General features: G+C 71.5%; 9 protein-coding genes. 6 read left to right on the top strand and 3 right to left on the bottom strand.

The window, feature by feature from the left end:
• The first annotated feature begins 41 nt into the window (after window positions 1-41).
• The 5 genes from JK358_RS13745 (at window position 42) to JK358_RS13725 (ending at window position 4784) form a co-directional block, all read left to right on the top strand.
• Complete coding sequence (locus tag JK358_RS13745) at window positions 42-1121, top strand: CaiB/BaiF CoA transferase family protein (RefSeq protein WP_201947533.1); 1080 nt, start codon at window positions 42-44, stop codon at window positions 1119-1121.
• Between the two features lie 62 nt (window positions 1122-1183).
• Window positions 1184-1678 (top strand): GNAT family N-acetyltransferase, encoded by a 495-nt coding sequence (locus JK358_RS13740; protein ID WP_372440672.1) that lies wholly within the window; start codon window positions 1184-1186, stop codon window positions 1676-1678.
• Between the two features lie 98 nt (window positions 1679-1776).
• Window positions 1777-3078, top strand: coding sequence for a DUF1731 domain-containing protein (locus JK358_RS13735; RefSeq protein WP_201947528.1), 1302 nt, complete (start codon window positions 1777-1779; stop codon window positions 3076-3078).
• A gap of 100 nt (window positions 3079-3178) precedes the next feature.
• Window positions 3179-3529 carry a DoxX family protein gene (locus JK358_RS13730; RefSeq protein WP_201947525.1) on the top strand — a complete coding sequence of 117 codons (351 nt, stop codon included), beginning with the start codon at window positions 3179-3181 and terminating at the stop codon, window positions 3527-3529.
• Between the two features lie 55 nt (window positions 3530-3584).
• Complete coding sequence (locus JK358_RS13725; protein WP_201947523.1) at window positions 3585-4784, top strand: NAD(P)/FAD-dependent oxidoreductase; 1200 nt, start codon at window positions 3585-3587, stop codon at window positions 4782-4784.
• 55 nt (window positions 4785-4839) lie between these two features.
• On the opposite strand, the gene JK358_RS40000 is transcribed toward JK358_RS13725, so the two are convergent.
• Both JK358_RS40000 and JK358_RS13715 read right to left on the bottom strand, forming a co-directional pair.
• The gene (locus JK358_RS40000; RefSeq protein WP_201947520.1) at window positions 4840-7695 is read right to left on the bottom strand and encodes a LuxR C-terminal-related transcriptional regulator; all 2856 of its coding nucleotides are present in this window, start codon (window positions 7693-7695) and stop codon (window positions 4840-4842) included.
• Window positions 7696-7704: 9 nt separating this feature from the next.
• Window positions 7705-10731: a helix-turn-helix transcriptional regulator gene (locus JK358_RS13715; RefSeq protein ID WP_201947517.1), complete on the bottom strand. Its 3027-nt coding sequence runs from the start codon at window positions 10729-10731 to the stop codon at window positions 7705-7707.
• Between the two features lie 431 nt (window positions 10732-11162).
• Between JK358_RS13715 and JK358_RS13710 the strand changes: the two genes are divergently transcribed.
• The gene (locus tag JK358_RS13710; protein ID WP_201947515.1) at window positions 11163-13853 is read left to right on the top strand and encodes a helix-turn-helix transcriptional regulator; all 2691 of its coding nucleotides are present in this window, start codon (window positions 11163-11165) and stop codon (window positions 13851-13853) included.
• A 54-nt stretch (window positions 13854-13907) separates the two neighbouring features.
• Here JK358_RS13710 and pgi read toward each other — a convergent pair whose 3' ends face one another.
• A complete protein-coding gene (pgi, locus tag JK358_RS13705) occupies window positions 13908-15545 on the bottom strand; it encodes a glucose-6-phosphate isomerase (RefSeq protein WP_201947513.1) in 1638 nt (545 codons plus the stop codon).
• Between the last annotated feature and the right edge of the window lie 43 nt (window positions 15546-15588).

Below are 15588 nucleotides of genomic sequence, written 5' to 3'. Positions count from 1 at the left end.
TTCTACTCGGGTGATCATCTGATCGCGTGAGGGGTAGAGACGTGAGTGCAAGCAAGGGGCCGCTGACCGGCGTACGCATCGTCGAATTGGCGAGTATCGGACCGGGCCCGCACGCGGGCATGATGCTCGCCGACCTCGGTGCGGACGTGGTGCGGGTCCAGCGGCCGGGCCGCGATGCGCCGGTGCCGCCCGCACAGCTGCGCGGGCGGCGGCTCGTGGAGGCGAATCTCAAGAACCCGGACGATGTCGCGGCCGTCCTCGCACTCATCGACAAGGCCGATGTGCTGATCGAAGGTTTCCGGCCCGGCGTCGCCGAACGCCTCGGACTCGGACCCGAACAGACCCGGGCGCGCAATCCCCGGCTCGTCTACGGCCGCGTCACCGGCTGGGGGCAGGACGGGCCGCGTGCCGCGCAGGCCGGGCACGACATCAACTACATCGGGCTCACCGGCGCGCTGCACGGCATCGGCCGCCGGGGCGAACGCCCGCTGCCGCCCATCAACCTGCTCGGCGACTACGGCGGCGGCTCGGTCTTCCTGGTGCTCGGCGTGCTCGCCGCGCTCTACGAACGCGAGCGCTCCGGCGAGGGGCAGATCATCGATGCCGCCATGGTGGACGGGGTACTCACGCTCGCGCACTCCATCTACGCGGCGCATCAGGCCGGCGCCTGGTCCGACGAGCGCGGCACCAACCTGCTCGACACCGGGCGCGCCTGGTACGACACCTACAGGACCGCCGACGACAGGTTCATGGCCGTCGGCGCGTTCGAACCGCAGTTCTACGCCGAACTGCTGCGCGTACTCGAATTGGATCCGGAAACCCTGCCGCACCAAATGGATCCGAGCAGACAGGACCTCCTCCGCAAGACCTTCACCGAACGCTTCGCGGCCCGGACACAAGCGGAGTGGGCGGCTCTGTTCGATGGCGTGGACGCCTGCGTCACCCCGATCCGCAGCTTCACCGATGCCTACGACGACGAACATCTCACGGCCCGAGGGGCACTCGTGGAGATCGACGGGGTGCGCCAGCCCGCCCCCGCCCCGCGCTTCTCCCGCAGCGTGCCACCCGTCCCGGCCCCGGTTCCCGCCGCGGCGACACCCATCGGTGAGATCTGGGCCTGACCCGATGTGATCGGATAGGGACGAACACCCAGCGTCCCAGGAGGATTCCGATGCCCGAGACCATCACATTCCGGCGGCCCGTCGAAGACGATTTCGCGCGCGTACAGGACGGTCTGACCCACTGGTGGGGTGGTCTCGGCGGCGAGGACGGGGCCCGGCAGCGACGACTGCTGGTGCCGCGCCTGTTCTTTCAGCATTTCACCTCGACGAGCCACCTCGCCGAGGACGGGACGGGCCGGCTGGTGGGATTCCTGGTCGGATTCCTCTCCCAGGACGATCCGGAGGAGGCGTACATCCACTTCGTCGGCGTGGACCCGGAACGCCGCCGCGACGGCCTGGGATCACGGCTGTACCACCGCTTCTTCGCCGACGCCCGCCGCGCCGGACGCAGCCGGGTCCGGTGCATCACCGGCCCGGCCAACCTGCAGTCCATCGCCTATCACACCAGCCTCGGGTTCCGGATCGAACCCGGCGACCTGGACGTCGACGGCGTGCCCGCCACCTCGCACTACGACGGGGAGGGGCTGGCACGCGTGAAATTCGTTCGGGACCTGTGACCTACAGGGCGTCGAGATCCAGGCCTCGGCCATCCGGCGGCGCGGATAGGGTGCACGACACGCTTCCGTGTCGCGGCGGGCGGGGTTAGCGTCGGGGTATGTCGCGCTCGACCACCTACAGCCAGTTCATCGCGCTGTCGCCCGAGGAGCTCTGGGCTGTGATCGAGGATCCGGCCCGCCGGGCGGAGTGGAACCCGGCGGCCGTCCCGCTGCGTCCGGTGGTGGTTGATTCCGTGCCGCATCGGGAGCTGGTCCTCGAAGCAGCGAAACCGCTCGGGACCACGCGGATTCGATGGACCCTGACACCGGCCGAGGGCGGGACGCTGGTGGAGCAGCAGCTGACCTTCCGCGGTGCGTCGGCTCCGGTGCTCCGGAAAGTGGTGGGGGACAAGCTGCGACGGGATGCGCGGACCTGCTTCGCGCGGTTGGCGCGATCGGCCGGGCTCACCCCGGGGGCGGACGCGCTGTCGGTGGTGATCGCGGGTGGTACGGGGGCGCTCGGGCGCGCCATCGCGGCCGACCTGACCTGCCGTGGGCATCGGGTCACCATTCTGACGCGCGGCGTTGCCGCCGAACTGCCGTATCCGCAGGTGATCTGGGATGGGCGCACGGTGGGGGAATGGGCTGCGGCGCTGGATGTTCCGGGCAGGACCGCGATCGTCAACCTGGCCGGGAAGCTCGTCGACTGCCGGCCCACCGAACGCAATATCGCCGAATTGCGGAGCAGCCGGGTCGATTCGACCGCGGCGCTGGTGACGGCATCGAAGAACCTGGCGCGGCCGATCGACTACTGGGTGCAGGCCAGCACCACCGCCATCTGGGCTGACGCGGGCGAAACCCGGTGCACGGAAAGCACTCCGCTGCCCGAACCCGGCCTGCCGCAGATGACCGGGGTGGCCGAACCGTGGGAGCGGGCCTTCGACGGAGCCGCCGCCGAGCACTGGACGATCCTGCGGACCTCCATCGTGCTCGATCCGGACGCGCCCGCCATGCAGCGGCTGGGGATGCTCACCAGAGCCGGGCTGGGCGGCAGCGTCGGGAACGGGCGGCAGTGGTTCAGCTGGATCCACCTCGACGACTGGCTCGCCGTCGTGCGCGCGGCGCTCGGGCTCGACCCACAGGTGGCGCTGCCGAACGGAATCCTGGTGGCCGCCACCGATTCCCCGGTGCGGAACCAGGAGCTCATGGCGGCGCTGCGGCGGCACCTGCACCGGCCGTGGTCGCCGCCGACACCGGCTCCGGCGCTCACGGTCGGCGCGGTGTTGCTGCGCACCGACCCCGCGCTGGGGCTCACGGGCCGCCATGCCACCTCGGAAGTGCTGCGGGCGGCCGGATTCCGGTTCCGATACCCGACCCTGGACGAAGCGCTGCGCGACCTGTTACCGGGTGAGCGGCCATAACCGTTGGTTATGAAGGCAGGTATTGGCGGAAATCTCCGGTCCCGGCAAGGCTGAGAACGACGCGGACGCGCCGCGGCGAAATCAGTGCAGGGAGCCGGAAATGTTCACCGCCTTCGTGATCGTCACACTCGTCACCATCGCCCTCAACGCCGCCGAGGCGGTGGCCAACTTCGCGCGAATACGGTTCGTGCGCAACAACATCGCGCAGGTGGGGCTGCCCGAGTCGCTGCTGCCCCTGCTCGGATTCTGCAAGGGCGCGGGCGCGGTGGGACTGGCGCTGGGGATGGCCGGATACCGGCCGATCGGGGTGGCCGCGGCCGTCGGGCTGGTGGCGTTCTTCGTCTGCGCCGTGGTGGCGCACATCCGGGCGCGCGTGTTCTACAACTTCGCGGGGCCACTGCTGTTCCTGGGGTTGTCGGTGGCGACGCTGTGGCTCATGCTCGCGCACTGAAATAGGGGCGATTGTCCGATACCGGTGGGACCTGCGCCTTTCTACCGTCGAAACTATGAGTTTCAACCATCGCGTCGTCGTGCTCGGCGGCGGCTACGCGGGCATGATGTGCGCCCAACGGCTGGCCCGTCGGACCCGCTGGCGCGGTGGCGTCTACATCACCCTGGTCAATCCGTCACCACGATTCACCGAGCGACTGCGACTGCATCAACTGGCCGCCGGACACGAGCTCGGCGACTACCCGATCGCACGGCTGCTCGAGGACACCGGCATCGAATTCCTGTGCGGGAAAGCGGCAGCCATCGACACGGTGGCCCGCGAGGTCACCGTCGAGACACTGGGCACGGTGCGGCGGCTCGACTACGACACCCTGGTCTACGCGGTGGGCAGCAGCACCGAAACGCGTACGGTACCGGGAGCCGAGGAACACGCGTACACCCTGAACACGGCGCAGCAGGCCCTGCGGGTGGCGCGCGGACTCCGCGAACTCGCGGCCACCGGCGGGACGGTGACCGTGTGCGGGGGTGGGCTCACCGGCGTGGAGACCGCGGCGGAGATCGCGGAAAGCCATCCGGGGCTGCGGGTTTCGCTGATCAGCCGCGGCGAGCCCGCGGCGGTGCTGGGCGCGCGGGCGCGAGCGCACATGACGGAGGTCTTCGAACGGCTGGGCGTGACGGTACGACGTGGCACCGTCACCAAGGTGCTGCCCGACGCCGTGGAACTCGCGGGTGGGGAGACCGTGACCTCGGATCTGACCGTCTGGACCACCGGGGTGCGGGTGCCCGGTCTCGCCGCGCGCGCGGGAATCGGCACTGCGGCAGACGGTCTCATCGCGGTCGATCCGACGCTGCGGTCGCTCACCCATCCGGATATCTACGCGGTGGGGGATGCCGCGCACATCCGGCAGCGGTGGGGCGCGCTGCACGGGACGTGCCAGAGTGCGATGCCGTCGGGTGCGCACGCGGCCGATCAGATCGCACGGCAGTTGGAGGGCGGGATACCGAAACCGTTCCGGTTCGGGTATTTCCATCAGCCGGTGAGCCTGGGACGCGGTGACGCCGTGGTGCAGTTCGTCCGGCACGACGACAGCCCGCGGCGACTGCTGATCACCGGGCGGCGGGCCGTGCGCTACAAGGAATCCATCAGCGCCGGCCCGATCTCCACCTACACGAAGACCAAGGGCCTGCTCGGCCTGCTCGTGCCGACGGGAATATCCAAGGGCGGCTTCGTCACTCGCAGGCCGTACCAGGACTGACCACCTCGCCGTGTCTCCGTTCGGGACCGACCACCTGCCGGAATCTCACGCGGGCTCAGTCGAGTTCGAGGCGCGCCAGGTCCACCCGGCTCGATACGCCGAGCTTGCGGAACGCGCGGGACAGGTGGTGGCCCACGGTTTTCGGGCTCAGGAACAGGCGGGCGGCGATCTCCTTGTTGGTGGCGCCGCTCGCCGCCAGGCGGGTCACCTGCAGCTCCTGCGGGGTGAGAAGCTCGGCCATACACGGATTCACCTGGGGGACAGCGCCTTCGCCCGCGGCCCGGAGTTCGTGGCGGGCGCGATCCGCCCAGGCGTGGGCGCCGAGGCGCTCGAATGCCTCCAGGGCGTCGCGCAATTCGGCGCGGGCCTCGGCGGTGCGGCGTTCCCGGCGCAGCCATTCGCCGAACAGCAGGCCGGTGCGGGCGCGATCGAACCAGCGACCCTGGCGCGCATGCAGTTCCAGTGCGCGGGTGAAGGCGGCGGGATCATTGTGCAGCAGTCCCAGGCAGCGCAGCAGCAGGGCCTCGGCCCAGGGGGCCTGCAGGGCCGACGCCCAGACCCGCAGCTCGGCCAGCGCGGTCGCGGCGCGTCCGGGCTGGTTGGCGCGGACGGCCGCCTCCACCCGATCCGCGTGCGCGAGCACCCACTGCCCGTGCCGGTACAGCGGCGTCCGATCCAGCGCCTCCAGGCGGTCCAGCGCGGAAACATGCCTGCCGCAAGCCATGTCGAGCTGCGCCACCGCCCAATCCAGCAGACCGTGGTGCACGGCCGCGGCGCGCGGATTCGCGCGGGTGGTCTCGACCAGCTCCAGGCAGCGCTGTTCGTCACCGGCGATCGCGGCGATGAGCGCCAGATTGGCGGCGGCGTGCACGATCCGGATCGGCTGGTCGATACTCTCGCCCATCCGCCTGCCCTCGACCGACAACAGGGTGGCCTCGCGGAAGCGGCCGCCGATCAATTCCACCGTGCCCAGCCACAATTCGACGGCGGCCAGCCAGCCCAGCTGGCCACGCAGGCGGCAGGACTCGGCCAGCTCGCTCAGCACGTCGCGGGCCGTCTCGACATCGCCGAGCATGATCGCCTGGGTGGCGAGGGCGAAGCGGATGGCGGGAGTGCGATCACGGTGCCGCTGCTGCTCGGCCACCACCGCGCGCAACAGGGCGATGCCGGGGGTGGGGTCGTCGTCGTAGATGCCCAGCAGGCCGTCGTAGGCGTGCAGGAAGGAATTCCGGTCCGGGCTCGTGGGCAGTGCGGCCAGCAGGTCCCGGCAGTGCCGGAAGGCCGTCAGATCCCCGGTGGACCAGGTGATCCGGCCCGCGTCCAGCAGCAGCGCCGCCGCCTGATCCGGGGCGGTGGCGGCCACCGCCGCCGCGGCGGAACGCAGCCGCTGATGCGCGGTCACCGGGGAACCGTGCTCGAATTCGATATGGGCCAGCACACTCGCGACGCGGGCCTGGAACTCCGGGCAGGTCTCCAGTCCGGTCACCTGCAGTCCGAGCCGCCGGGCACGCGCGAATTGGCCCGCGCTGGAGGCTGTTTCGACCGCGCACACCAGCCGCCGCACCCGTTCCCCGGGATCGGGGGTGAGCTGGGCCGACCGCTCCCACGCGGTGGCCGCCGCACCGTATCCGGTGCGATCGCGGGCACGCAGGGCCGAGACCTCCAGGGCCGCCGCGACGGATTCGTCCGGGCCGGTGGCCGCCGCGGCCCGATGCCAGGTGCGGCGATCGGGATCGATGGCGGCGAGGGCGTCCGCCATGGCCGAATGCACGGCGACCCGCTCGGCCTCGGAGGCGATCCGGTAGGCGGCCGCGCGCACCAGCGGATGCCGGAAGCTCACGGTCTGCCCGGACACGGCCACCAGGGTGGTGCGTTCCGCGTCGGCCAGGGCTTCCGCGCCGAAACCCAAGGCGGCCAGCGCGTTCAGCACCAGGCCCAGATCACCGGTCTCGTCGGCCGCCGACACCAGCAGCGCCAGCCGGGCCGGATCCGGCAGATCGCCGATGTGCTCCCGATACCCCGACTGCAACCGCTCCGACAGCGCCAGCGGCCCCACCGGCGGCGAATCCAGGTTCATCCCCGGCAATTCCAGCAGTGCCAGCGGATTCCCCGCCGACTCCACCAGCACCCGATCGCGCAGCTCCACCGGCAACTCCGGACTGTGCTCGGCCAGCAGCGCCCGCGCCGCCTGCGCATCCAACGGCGCGGGCTGCAGCACCTCCAGCCCCGCCGCCGTGAAATCCGGTCGCCCCGCGAACAATACGACGATTCCCTCATCGCCCAACCGCCGTGCCGTGAACAGCAGCGCGTCGACGGACGGCTGATCCAGCCACTGCGCGTCGTCGATCAGGCACAGCACCGGCCCCGCCGCCGACACCTCCGCCAGCAGCGACAGTGTCGCGAGCCCCACCAGAAACCGTTCCGGCTCCCGCTCGCCGTCCGCCAGCCCCAGCGCCGCCGCCAACGCCCGACCCTGCGGCTCCGGCAGCGAACCTCTATGCCCTAGAGCCGGTTCCAGCAGCGTCCGCAACCCCGAGAACGCCAATTCCGCCCCGGTCTCCATCCCCGTACACCGCAGCACCAGCCACCCCGCCCCGTCCGCACGGAGCCCGGTCGAGCCCGGCCTGCCCGACGCCCCGGGTGCGTCCGCGTCGGCGCTGACGCCACGGCGCGGCGGATCGGCTCGGCCGACCGGTTGCGTGGGATCGCCGATGGTCGGCGGGTGCGCCGGATCGCCTGGGGCCCCGAGGGTTTCGGGGCGCGATCCGGCCAACTCGGCGGCCCGCTCCAGGAGCGCCGATTTTCCCTCCCCCGGACCAGCAACCACCGCCACCGCGCCGCTCTGCCCGTGCACGGCCCCCGCCAGTAGGGTGCTGATCCGCCGTTCTTCCCTCTGTCGGCCGTACAGCACCCAGTGAATTTACCGGAAACCGTCGGCTACCACGCGCGCCAGCTCCACGCGGCTACGGACGCCGAGCTTGGGGAAGGCGCGATACAGGTGGTGGCCAACGGTTTTGGGGCTCAGACAGAGCTGTGCGCCGATCTCGTTGTTGGTCGCCCCACGGGCGGCCAGGCGTACCACCTGCAACTCCTGCGGGGTCAGCAGGCGCAGGGGGTCGAGGCCGGGCGGGGATCCGGCGGCGGGATTGCCCACGCCGGCCGGAATCGGGTGGGCGGCGGCACCCGCGGGATCCGGGCGGGGGTGATCCGCGCCCGGTCGCGCCAGGGATGCGCCGGGCGCGCCCGGGACCGTGGCACGCTGGCCCGGTCTGCCGGCGGGGGCGTACGAGGTGAGCTGCGCGGCAGCGGGATTCACCGCTCGTGCCCCGGTCGCGCGCTGGCCGCCGGCATGGTTCGCACGGGCGCGGACGGAGATGATCGCGCCGGTGTCGCTCGGCAGCGAACTGGAATCACCGCCGGCGGCGCGCAGTTCACCACGGGCGCGGGCGGCCCAGGGGTGCGCGCCGAGGCGGTCCAGGGTGCGGGCAGCGGACTCCAGGTGGGTGCGGGCCTCCAGGTGGCGGCGTTCGCGGCGCAGCCACTCGCCGTACAGGAGCTGGGTGCGGGCGTGATCGAACCAGCGCGACTCGCCGGACTGGATGCGCAGGGCCTGCCGGAAGCGATCGTCGTCGCCCTCGAAGTGGGCCTCACAGCGCAGCAGCAGGCCCCGGACCCACGGGGTGCGGGTGGCGGCGGCGAACTCGCGCAGCGCGGCCAGGGGGCCGGTGGCGCGGGCCGGATCGCGCAGGCGCAGTGCGGCTTCCACCCGGTCGGCCAGCAGGTGCGGCCACTGGCCGAGCGGGCGGTGCGGGCTGCGGAGCAGGGCCTCGCCCCGGTGCACAGCGTTCTCGTAGCGGCCGAACGCCAGATCCAGGAGCAGCAGCGCCCATTCGCAGTGCGCGGCGTCGATGGTGTTGACCTCGGGCTGTGCGGTGCGGCGCTGCCGGTCGGCCAGTTCCCGGCAGCGGTCGGTGTCGCCCTGCACGGCGGCCAGCACGGCGAGCACCGATTCCGCCTGCAGAATGCGATTGGGCTGACCGGTGCCCTCGGCCAGCCGCACCGCGGTCAGACAGGCGGCCTCCGCCTCCCGGAAACGGCCGATCAGCAGGTGCATGGTGCCCAGGGAGGCGTGCACCGCGGGCAGCCGCCCGATCATGCCGCGCGCACTGTACTCGGCCGCCACCTCCGCGAGCAGATCGTGCGCGTCCTCGGTGTCGGCGGTCAGCGAATACAGCAGGCCCAGCAGGAACCGCGTCGTCGGATCGGTCGACCAGCGGGCCGCCGCCACCCCCGAACGAACCAGCGCCACACCCGATTCCAGATCCTTCGTGTACAGCTGGTTGGCACCGGCCACCGCGTCGAGCAGCGGAGCCCACGAATCGTCCAGCACCAGTTCCGACAGCCGCCGGTGGGCCGTCCACGCGGCCGCGAGATCCCCGCGCGTCCAGGCCGCGCGCGCGGCGTCCAGGAGCGCCGCCGCGGCGCGATCCGGCTGTGACACAGCCGATTCCGCCGCCACCGTGAGCCACAGCTCGTGCGCGGTGGCGAGCGCGCCGCGTTCGAAGGCGATGTGCGCCCGCAGATCTCGCACCCGCGCGCAGCCCGCGTCGCCGGTGCCGGGGCCGTCCGCGGCCGGTGGCAGCTGATCGGCCAGGGCCAGCGCCTGATCGGGGCGACCGGCCGTGACCAGGGCCTCCACCGCGTGGATCAGGCGGCGGGTGCGGTCGCCGCGGTCGGGGGACAGGTGCGCGGCGCGTTCGAAGGCGGTCGCGGCAGCGCCGCACGCGGCCCGCGCGGTGGCCCGTCGCGCCGCCGATTCCAGTGCGGCGGCGACGGATTCGTCCGGGGTCGGCGTCGAGAAGGCCAGATGCCAGGCGCGCCGATCCGGATCATCGGTCAGCGTCTCCGCCAGCGCGGCGTGTACGGCCAGCCGCTGGGTGAACGGGGCCAGCTGATAGGCGGCGGCCCGCTTGAGCGGATGCCGGAAGACCACCCGCTGTTCGGAGACCACGATCATGCAGGAGTTCTCGGCCGCCGCCAGCGCGTCCGCACCCAGGCCCAGCCGGGCCAGGGCCCGGCGCACCACGGCGGGATCACCGGTCTCCTCCGCCGCCACCGTCACCAGCGCCAGCCGCGCGGCCTCCGACTGCGCCGCGATATGGTCGCGGTATCCGGCGCACAGTCGTTCGGGCAGCGGAAGCGGGCCCACGGGATGCCGATTCGGATCCATACGCGGCAATTCCAGGACGGCCAGCGGATTTCCGCCCGCCTCGGCGATCACCCGCTCCCGCACCTCGGACGCGAGATCCGGGAACCGCTCCGCCAGCAGCGTCCGCGCCTGCGCTTCGTCCAGCGGCGCCAGCCGCCGGGAAGCCATTGCGTGAGTGCCGAATTCGGTCCGCGCCGTGAGCAGCAGCACCACCGATTCGGCTTCCAGCCGATGCGCGGCGAACAGCAGCGCGTCCGCCGACGGCCGATCCAGCCACTGCGCGTCATCGATCAGGCACAGCACCGGCCCCGCCGCGGCGACCTCGGCCAGCAGCGACACCGCCGCCGAGCCCACCGCGAAACGATCGGTCGTGCCGCCGCCGCTCAATCCGAACGCGCAGCGCAGCGCCGCCGCATGCGGCGCGGGCAGCTCGTCCAGGCGATGCATCTCCGGATGCAGCAGCGACTGCAACCCCGCGAACGGCAGTTCCGACTCACTCTCCACCCCCGCGCAGCGCAGCACCCGCCACCCCGGATCCACCAGGGCGGCAGCCTGATCGAGCAGCACCGACTTGCCCTCGCCCGGTTCACCGATCAGCGCCAGCGCCCCGCTGCCGCCACGCCGGGCCGTCTCCAGCAGCGCGGTGATCCGCCGCAGCTCCTCCGACCGCCCGTACAGCACCGCCTCCGCACCGTCGGCACCACCGGCCGCGGATCCGATGAATTTCTGGTCTGCCACATTCACTCCTTCGCACTAACCGGGGTGCCGTGTTTCTCCTGGCTGGTCCGGGCCGTACCCGGCGAGCCGGGCTCACGGCCGCGAATCGGCAAGAAACACATGATCTTCCGCCGTGGCACCCCAGCCCACCCCGCGCGGCAGCCCACCCCGCGCGGCAGCCCGCCCTACCGGCCTGTTGCGTCCGGAACCGCTGGGTAGGTCGTGGTGGTGCGTTGAGCCGGGGGTGCTGTCCTTTCGGGGCGTGCGAGGTGAGCGGGGGCACAGGGATGTCGGGTGGGGGCGTCGTGTGGTTCTCGTGACGTGGGCAGGGGGCGCGTGTGGGGGTGAACCGGGGGCTGACCGGGATGGCTGGGGGTGTGGGTCGGGCGGGGTGGGAATTCCGGGCCGCGCGGCATTTGCCGAACATATGCGGGGACGCATATGTTGGCGCGATGCTGTACGGCCGTTCCCACGAGCTGCAGCAGATCGACACCGTGCTGCGCGGTGCGCGGGAAGGCCGTAGCGGGGCGCTGGTCATCACCGGCGACGCGGGCGTGGGGAAGTCCGCGCTGCTGCGATACGCCCGGTCCCAGGTAGGCGACACCGGGCGGCTGTTGCGCTGCGTCGGGATCGAGAGCGAATCCGAACTGCCGTTCGCGGGGCTGCACCTGCTGCTCGGGCCGATTCTGGACCGGCTCGACGTGCTGCCGGGGCCGCAGGCCGACGCGCTCGGGGGTGCGCTCGGGTTGCGGCAGGCCGAGATCGCGGACCGCTTTCTCATCGGCGTGGCCACGCTCTCGCTGCTGACCGAACTCTCCACCGACTCGCCCGTGGTGTGCCTTATCGATGACGCGCAGTGGCTGGACCAGCCTTCGCTGGACGCGCTCACCTTCGCCGGTCGCAGGTTGGGGGCGGAGGGCATCGCCATGGTGTTCGCGAGCCGTCCGGAATACGAGAACCACGGACTGCCCACACTGGCGCTCGGACCGATCGACGCCGAGGCCGCCGCCGCCCTGCTGGCCGAGTGCTGCCCGACCCTGGAACCGGCACTGCGCGACCGCGTCATGCGCGAGGCCGAGGGGAATCCGCTGGCGCTCATCGAATTCGAATGTATCGCCGGCGAAATCGGCTACGCCGCAGGACCGTTGCCGCTGCCGCAACGCCTGCAGACGGGATTCGAGCGGCGCATCCTCGCTCTCTCCGAAGCCGCGCGCGCCGCACTGCTCGTCGTGGCCGCCGAGGAGACCGGCGATCTCGGACTCGCCCTGCGCGTGCTGCACCGCTTCGGCCACACCGCCGACGCGCTCGCCGAAGCCGAGGGCTCGGGCATGGTGTCGGTCACCGGATCCACGGTGACCTTCCGGCATCCGCTGCAACGCTCCGCCGCCTATCACGGCGCGCCGTTCACCCAGCGGCTCGCCGTACACGCCGCCCTCGCCGCCGAACTCGGCGACGATCGGGTGCGTGAGGCCTGGCATCTCGCCGCCGCCAGCACCGGACCCGACGAAACCGTCGCCGCCGCACTGGAATTCGCGGCCGAACAGGCCCGCGAACGCACCGGCTACGCCTCCGCCGCGGCCGCCCTGGAACGGGCGGTATGGCTGACACCCGATCCCGAACAGCGGGGCCGCCGATTGACCGGCGCGGTCGAGACCGCCGCACAGGCCGGTCTCACCGAGCGGGCGCTGCGGCTGGTCGCCGCGGCGGCGCAACTGCCGCTCGGACAGGTGGAACGCGCCCGTGTCATCGGCACCCGGGCCCGGGTGGAATTCGAGCACGGCTCCCTGCGCCGGTCCTTCCAGCTGATGATCGACGCCGCCGAATGCGTGGTCGGCCTCGACCCGGAACGGGCCGCGTGGCTGTGCATCGAAGCGGCCCGGATCGCCTGGACCGCAGGCGATCTCGCGGGACTTCGGACGGCGTACCAGCTGCTCGAACCGCTGGAACTCGGCCCCGCGCGCGAGCCCCTGCTGTCCGCCCTGCGCGGACCGCTGGCCCTGTGCTCCGGCGATCCCGCCGCGGGCGTGGCCATGATCCGCGCGAACGGCGTCTTCAGCCGGACCGTGCCGCTGGAGATGATCTCGCTGCGGCTGGCCTTCGGCAATCAGCTCGCGCTCATCGGCGATATGCACATCGCCCGCACCCATCTGCGTGAACTCGCCGACCTGGTGACCGCGCGCGGCATGATCGGCTGGCTGCCCGCCGTCGGCAGCACGCTGTCGGTGGCCGAGCTGATCCAGGGCCGCTTCCGCGACGCGGAAGTCATTGCCGAACAATGCCTCCGGATCGCCGCCGATATCGGCCAGCCCGCCCGCGTGGCGGCCGCCGAAGCCACCCTGGCCCTGGTCGCCGCGGTGCGCGGCGACAGCGAACGCTGCCGGGAACTGGCCGAACGCAATCTGCGCGACGCGGCGGGCGACCACAACCACATCGACTACGCCCACTTCCACTGGGCGCTGGCCCTGCTCGACCTCGGCGCGGGCAGGCACCAGCAGGCCCTGGACCGGTTGCAGACCCTGCACGAAGGGCCGGAACACGCCCGCGGACACTGGATCGACCTGCTCGCCGATCTGGTCGAGGCGGCGGGACGACTGCGCGCACCCGAACGCGCCGCCGCGGCCATGGCCGAGATCGAACTGTGGGCGCGGGCCCTGGACACGCCGTGGGCGGAGGGGCTGAGCCTGCGCTGCCGGGCCATCCTGCGCGGCGACGGCGACCTGCTCACCGAGGCGATGGCCCTGCACGCGGCCGCCGACCGCTGGTACGACCACGCCCGCAGCGCCCTGCTCTACGGCGAATTCCTGCGCCGCGAACGCCGCATGAACGAATCCCGCACCCACCTGCGCCGCGCCCTGGAAACCTTCGAACGGCTCGGCTGCACGCCGTGGGCCGACCACGCCCGCACCGAACTGCGCGCCGCGGGGGAGGGCACGGTCCCCGAGCCCGCGACCGATCTGGCGGCCGTGCTCACCCCGCAGGAACTCCAGGTGGTGCGACTGGCCGCAGCCGGGGCGACCAATCGGGAGATCGCCGCCAAACTGTTTCTCAGCCCGAAAACCGTTGGCCACCACCTGTATCGGGCCTTCCCGAAACTGGGCGTCAGCAACCGGGTGGAACTGGCTCGACTACACCTCGAAGACTGAGGCGCACACCAGCGGCAGGTGCGCGTTCCGCCGGTGGCGTGCCGGGCCGACGGATCAGCGGTGGTCGCGGTACCAGTGGATCAGCGCGTCGGTGGACGAATCACCCTGGGAGGCGGGCGCTTCGGTGGAGGTGAGCAGCGGCTCCAGCGCGAGCGCCTGCTGCTTGCCCAGCTCCACGCCCCACTGGTCGAAACTGTCGATGCCCCAGATCGCGCCCTCGGTGAACACCTGGTGCTCGTAGAGGGCGATCAGCTGGCCCAGCACCGACGGCGTCAACCGCGGCGCCAGAATCGTCGTGGAGGGGCGATTACCGGGCATCACCTTGTGCGGCACGATCTTCGGATCCGTGCCCTCCGCCGCGATCTCCGCCGCCGTCTTGCCGAAGGCCAGCACCTTCGTCTGCGCGAACAGATTGCTCATCAGGATGTCGTGCATGCTGCCGGTGCCGTCGAGGGTCGGCAGATCATCGGTGGGACGGGCGAATCCGATGAAATCGGCGGGCACCAGCCGCGTACCCTGGTGCAGCAGTTGATAAAAGGCGTGCTGGCCATTGGTTCCCGGCTCGCCCCAGAAGATCTCACCCGTCGAGGTGGTCACCGGCGTGCCGTCCGCGCGCACCGACTTGCCGTTGGACTCCATGGTCAACTGCTGCAGATACGCCGGGAAGCGCGCCATATCGTTCGAATACGGCAGCACCGCACGGGATTCCGCGCCGAAGAAGTTCGAGTACCAGAGGCCGAGCAGGCCCAGCAGCGCCGGACCGTTCTCGGCCAGTGGCCGGGTGCGGAAATGCTCGTCCACGGCATGGAATCCGGCCAGGAACTCGGCGAAACGCTCCTTGCCGATCACCGCCATCACCGACAGGCCGATGGCCGAATCGACCGAGTACCGGCCGCCGACCCAATCCCAGAAGCCGAACATGTTGGCGGTGTCGATCCCGAAGGCCGCCACCCGATCCGCGTGCGTGGACACGGCCACGAAATGCTTGGCCACCGCCTCCTCGCCCAGCGCCGCCACCAGCCACCGGCGGGCCGCCGTGGCATTGGTCAGCGTCTCCAGCGTGGAGAAGGTCTTCGACGCCACCACGAACAGGGTGGTCGCCGGATCCAGGCCGTCGAGTTTCGAAACCAGGTCCGCCGGATCGACATTCGAGACGAACCGGGCGGAGATGCCCGCGTCGGCGTAATGCCGCAGCGCCAGATACACCATGGCCGGACCCAGATCCGAACCGCCGATACCGATGTTCACCACCGCCGTGATGCGCGCACCGGTCGCCCCGCGCCACTGCCCGGACCGCACCGCATCGGTGAATTCGCCCATGCGGCGCAGCACTTCGTGCACATCGGCCTCGGCGTCGGCGCCGTCGATCTCCACGCGCACACCCGTCGGCTCACGCAGCGCCCAGTGCGCCACCGCGCGATTCTCGGAGGTGTTGATGTGCTCGCCCGCGAACATGGCGTCCCGCCGCTGCTCCACCCCGGCCGTCTCCGCCAATTGCACCAGCAGATCCAGGGTTTCGCGTGTGACGCGGTGCTTGGAGTAATCGATGTGCAGGTCACCGACCTGCACCGTCAGCTCCCGGCCCCGTTCGGGGTCCTCGGCGAAGAACTCACGCAGATGCCGTCCGGCAATGGCCGAATGGTGGTCGTGCAGTTTCCGCCAGGCCGCCGATGCGGTGATGTCGCTGCTCACGTCCGCCGAGGTTACAACCCTCCGCCGCTACGCGCAGGTAACC

The organism is Nocardia acididurans (genome assembly GCF_016741815.1).
In the GTDB taxonomy this organism is placed as follows: Bacteria; Actinomycetota; Actinomycetes; order Mycobacteriales; family Mycobacteriaceae; genus Nocardia; species Nocardia acididurans.
This window is presented reverse-complemented; position numbering and strand designations above follow the sequence as displayed.

Coding starts and splice junctions, on each gene's coding strand:
- JK358_RS13725 (WP_201947523.1), top strand. CDS start 3,585: ATGAGTTTCAACCATCGCGTCGTCGTGCTCGGCGGCGGCTACGCGGGC.
- JK358_RS13730 (WP_201947525.1), top strand. CDS start 3,179: ATGTTCACCGCCTTCGTGATCGTCACACTCGTCACCATCGCCCTCAAC.
- JK358_RS13710 (WP_201947515.1), top strand. CDS start 11,163: ATGCTGTACGGCCGTTCCCACGAGCTGCAGCAGATCGACACCGTGCTG.
- JK358_RS13735 (WP_201947528.1), top strand. CDS start 1,777: ATGTCGCGCTCGACCACCTACAGCCAGTTCATCGCGCTGTCGCCCGAG.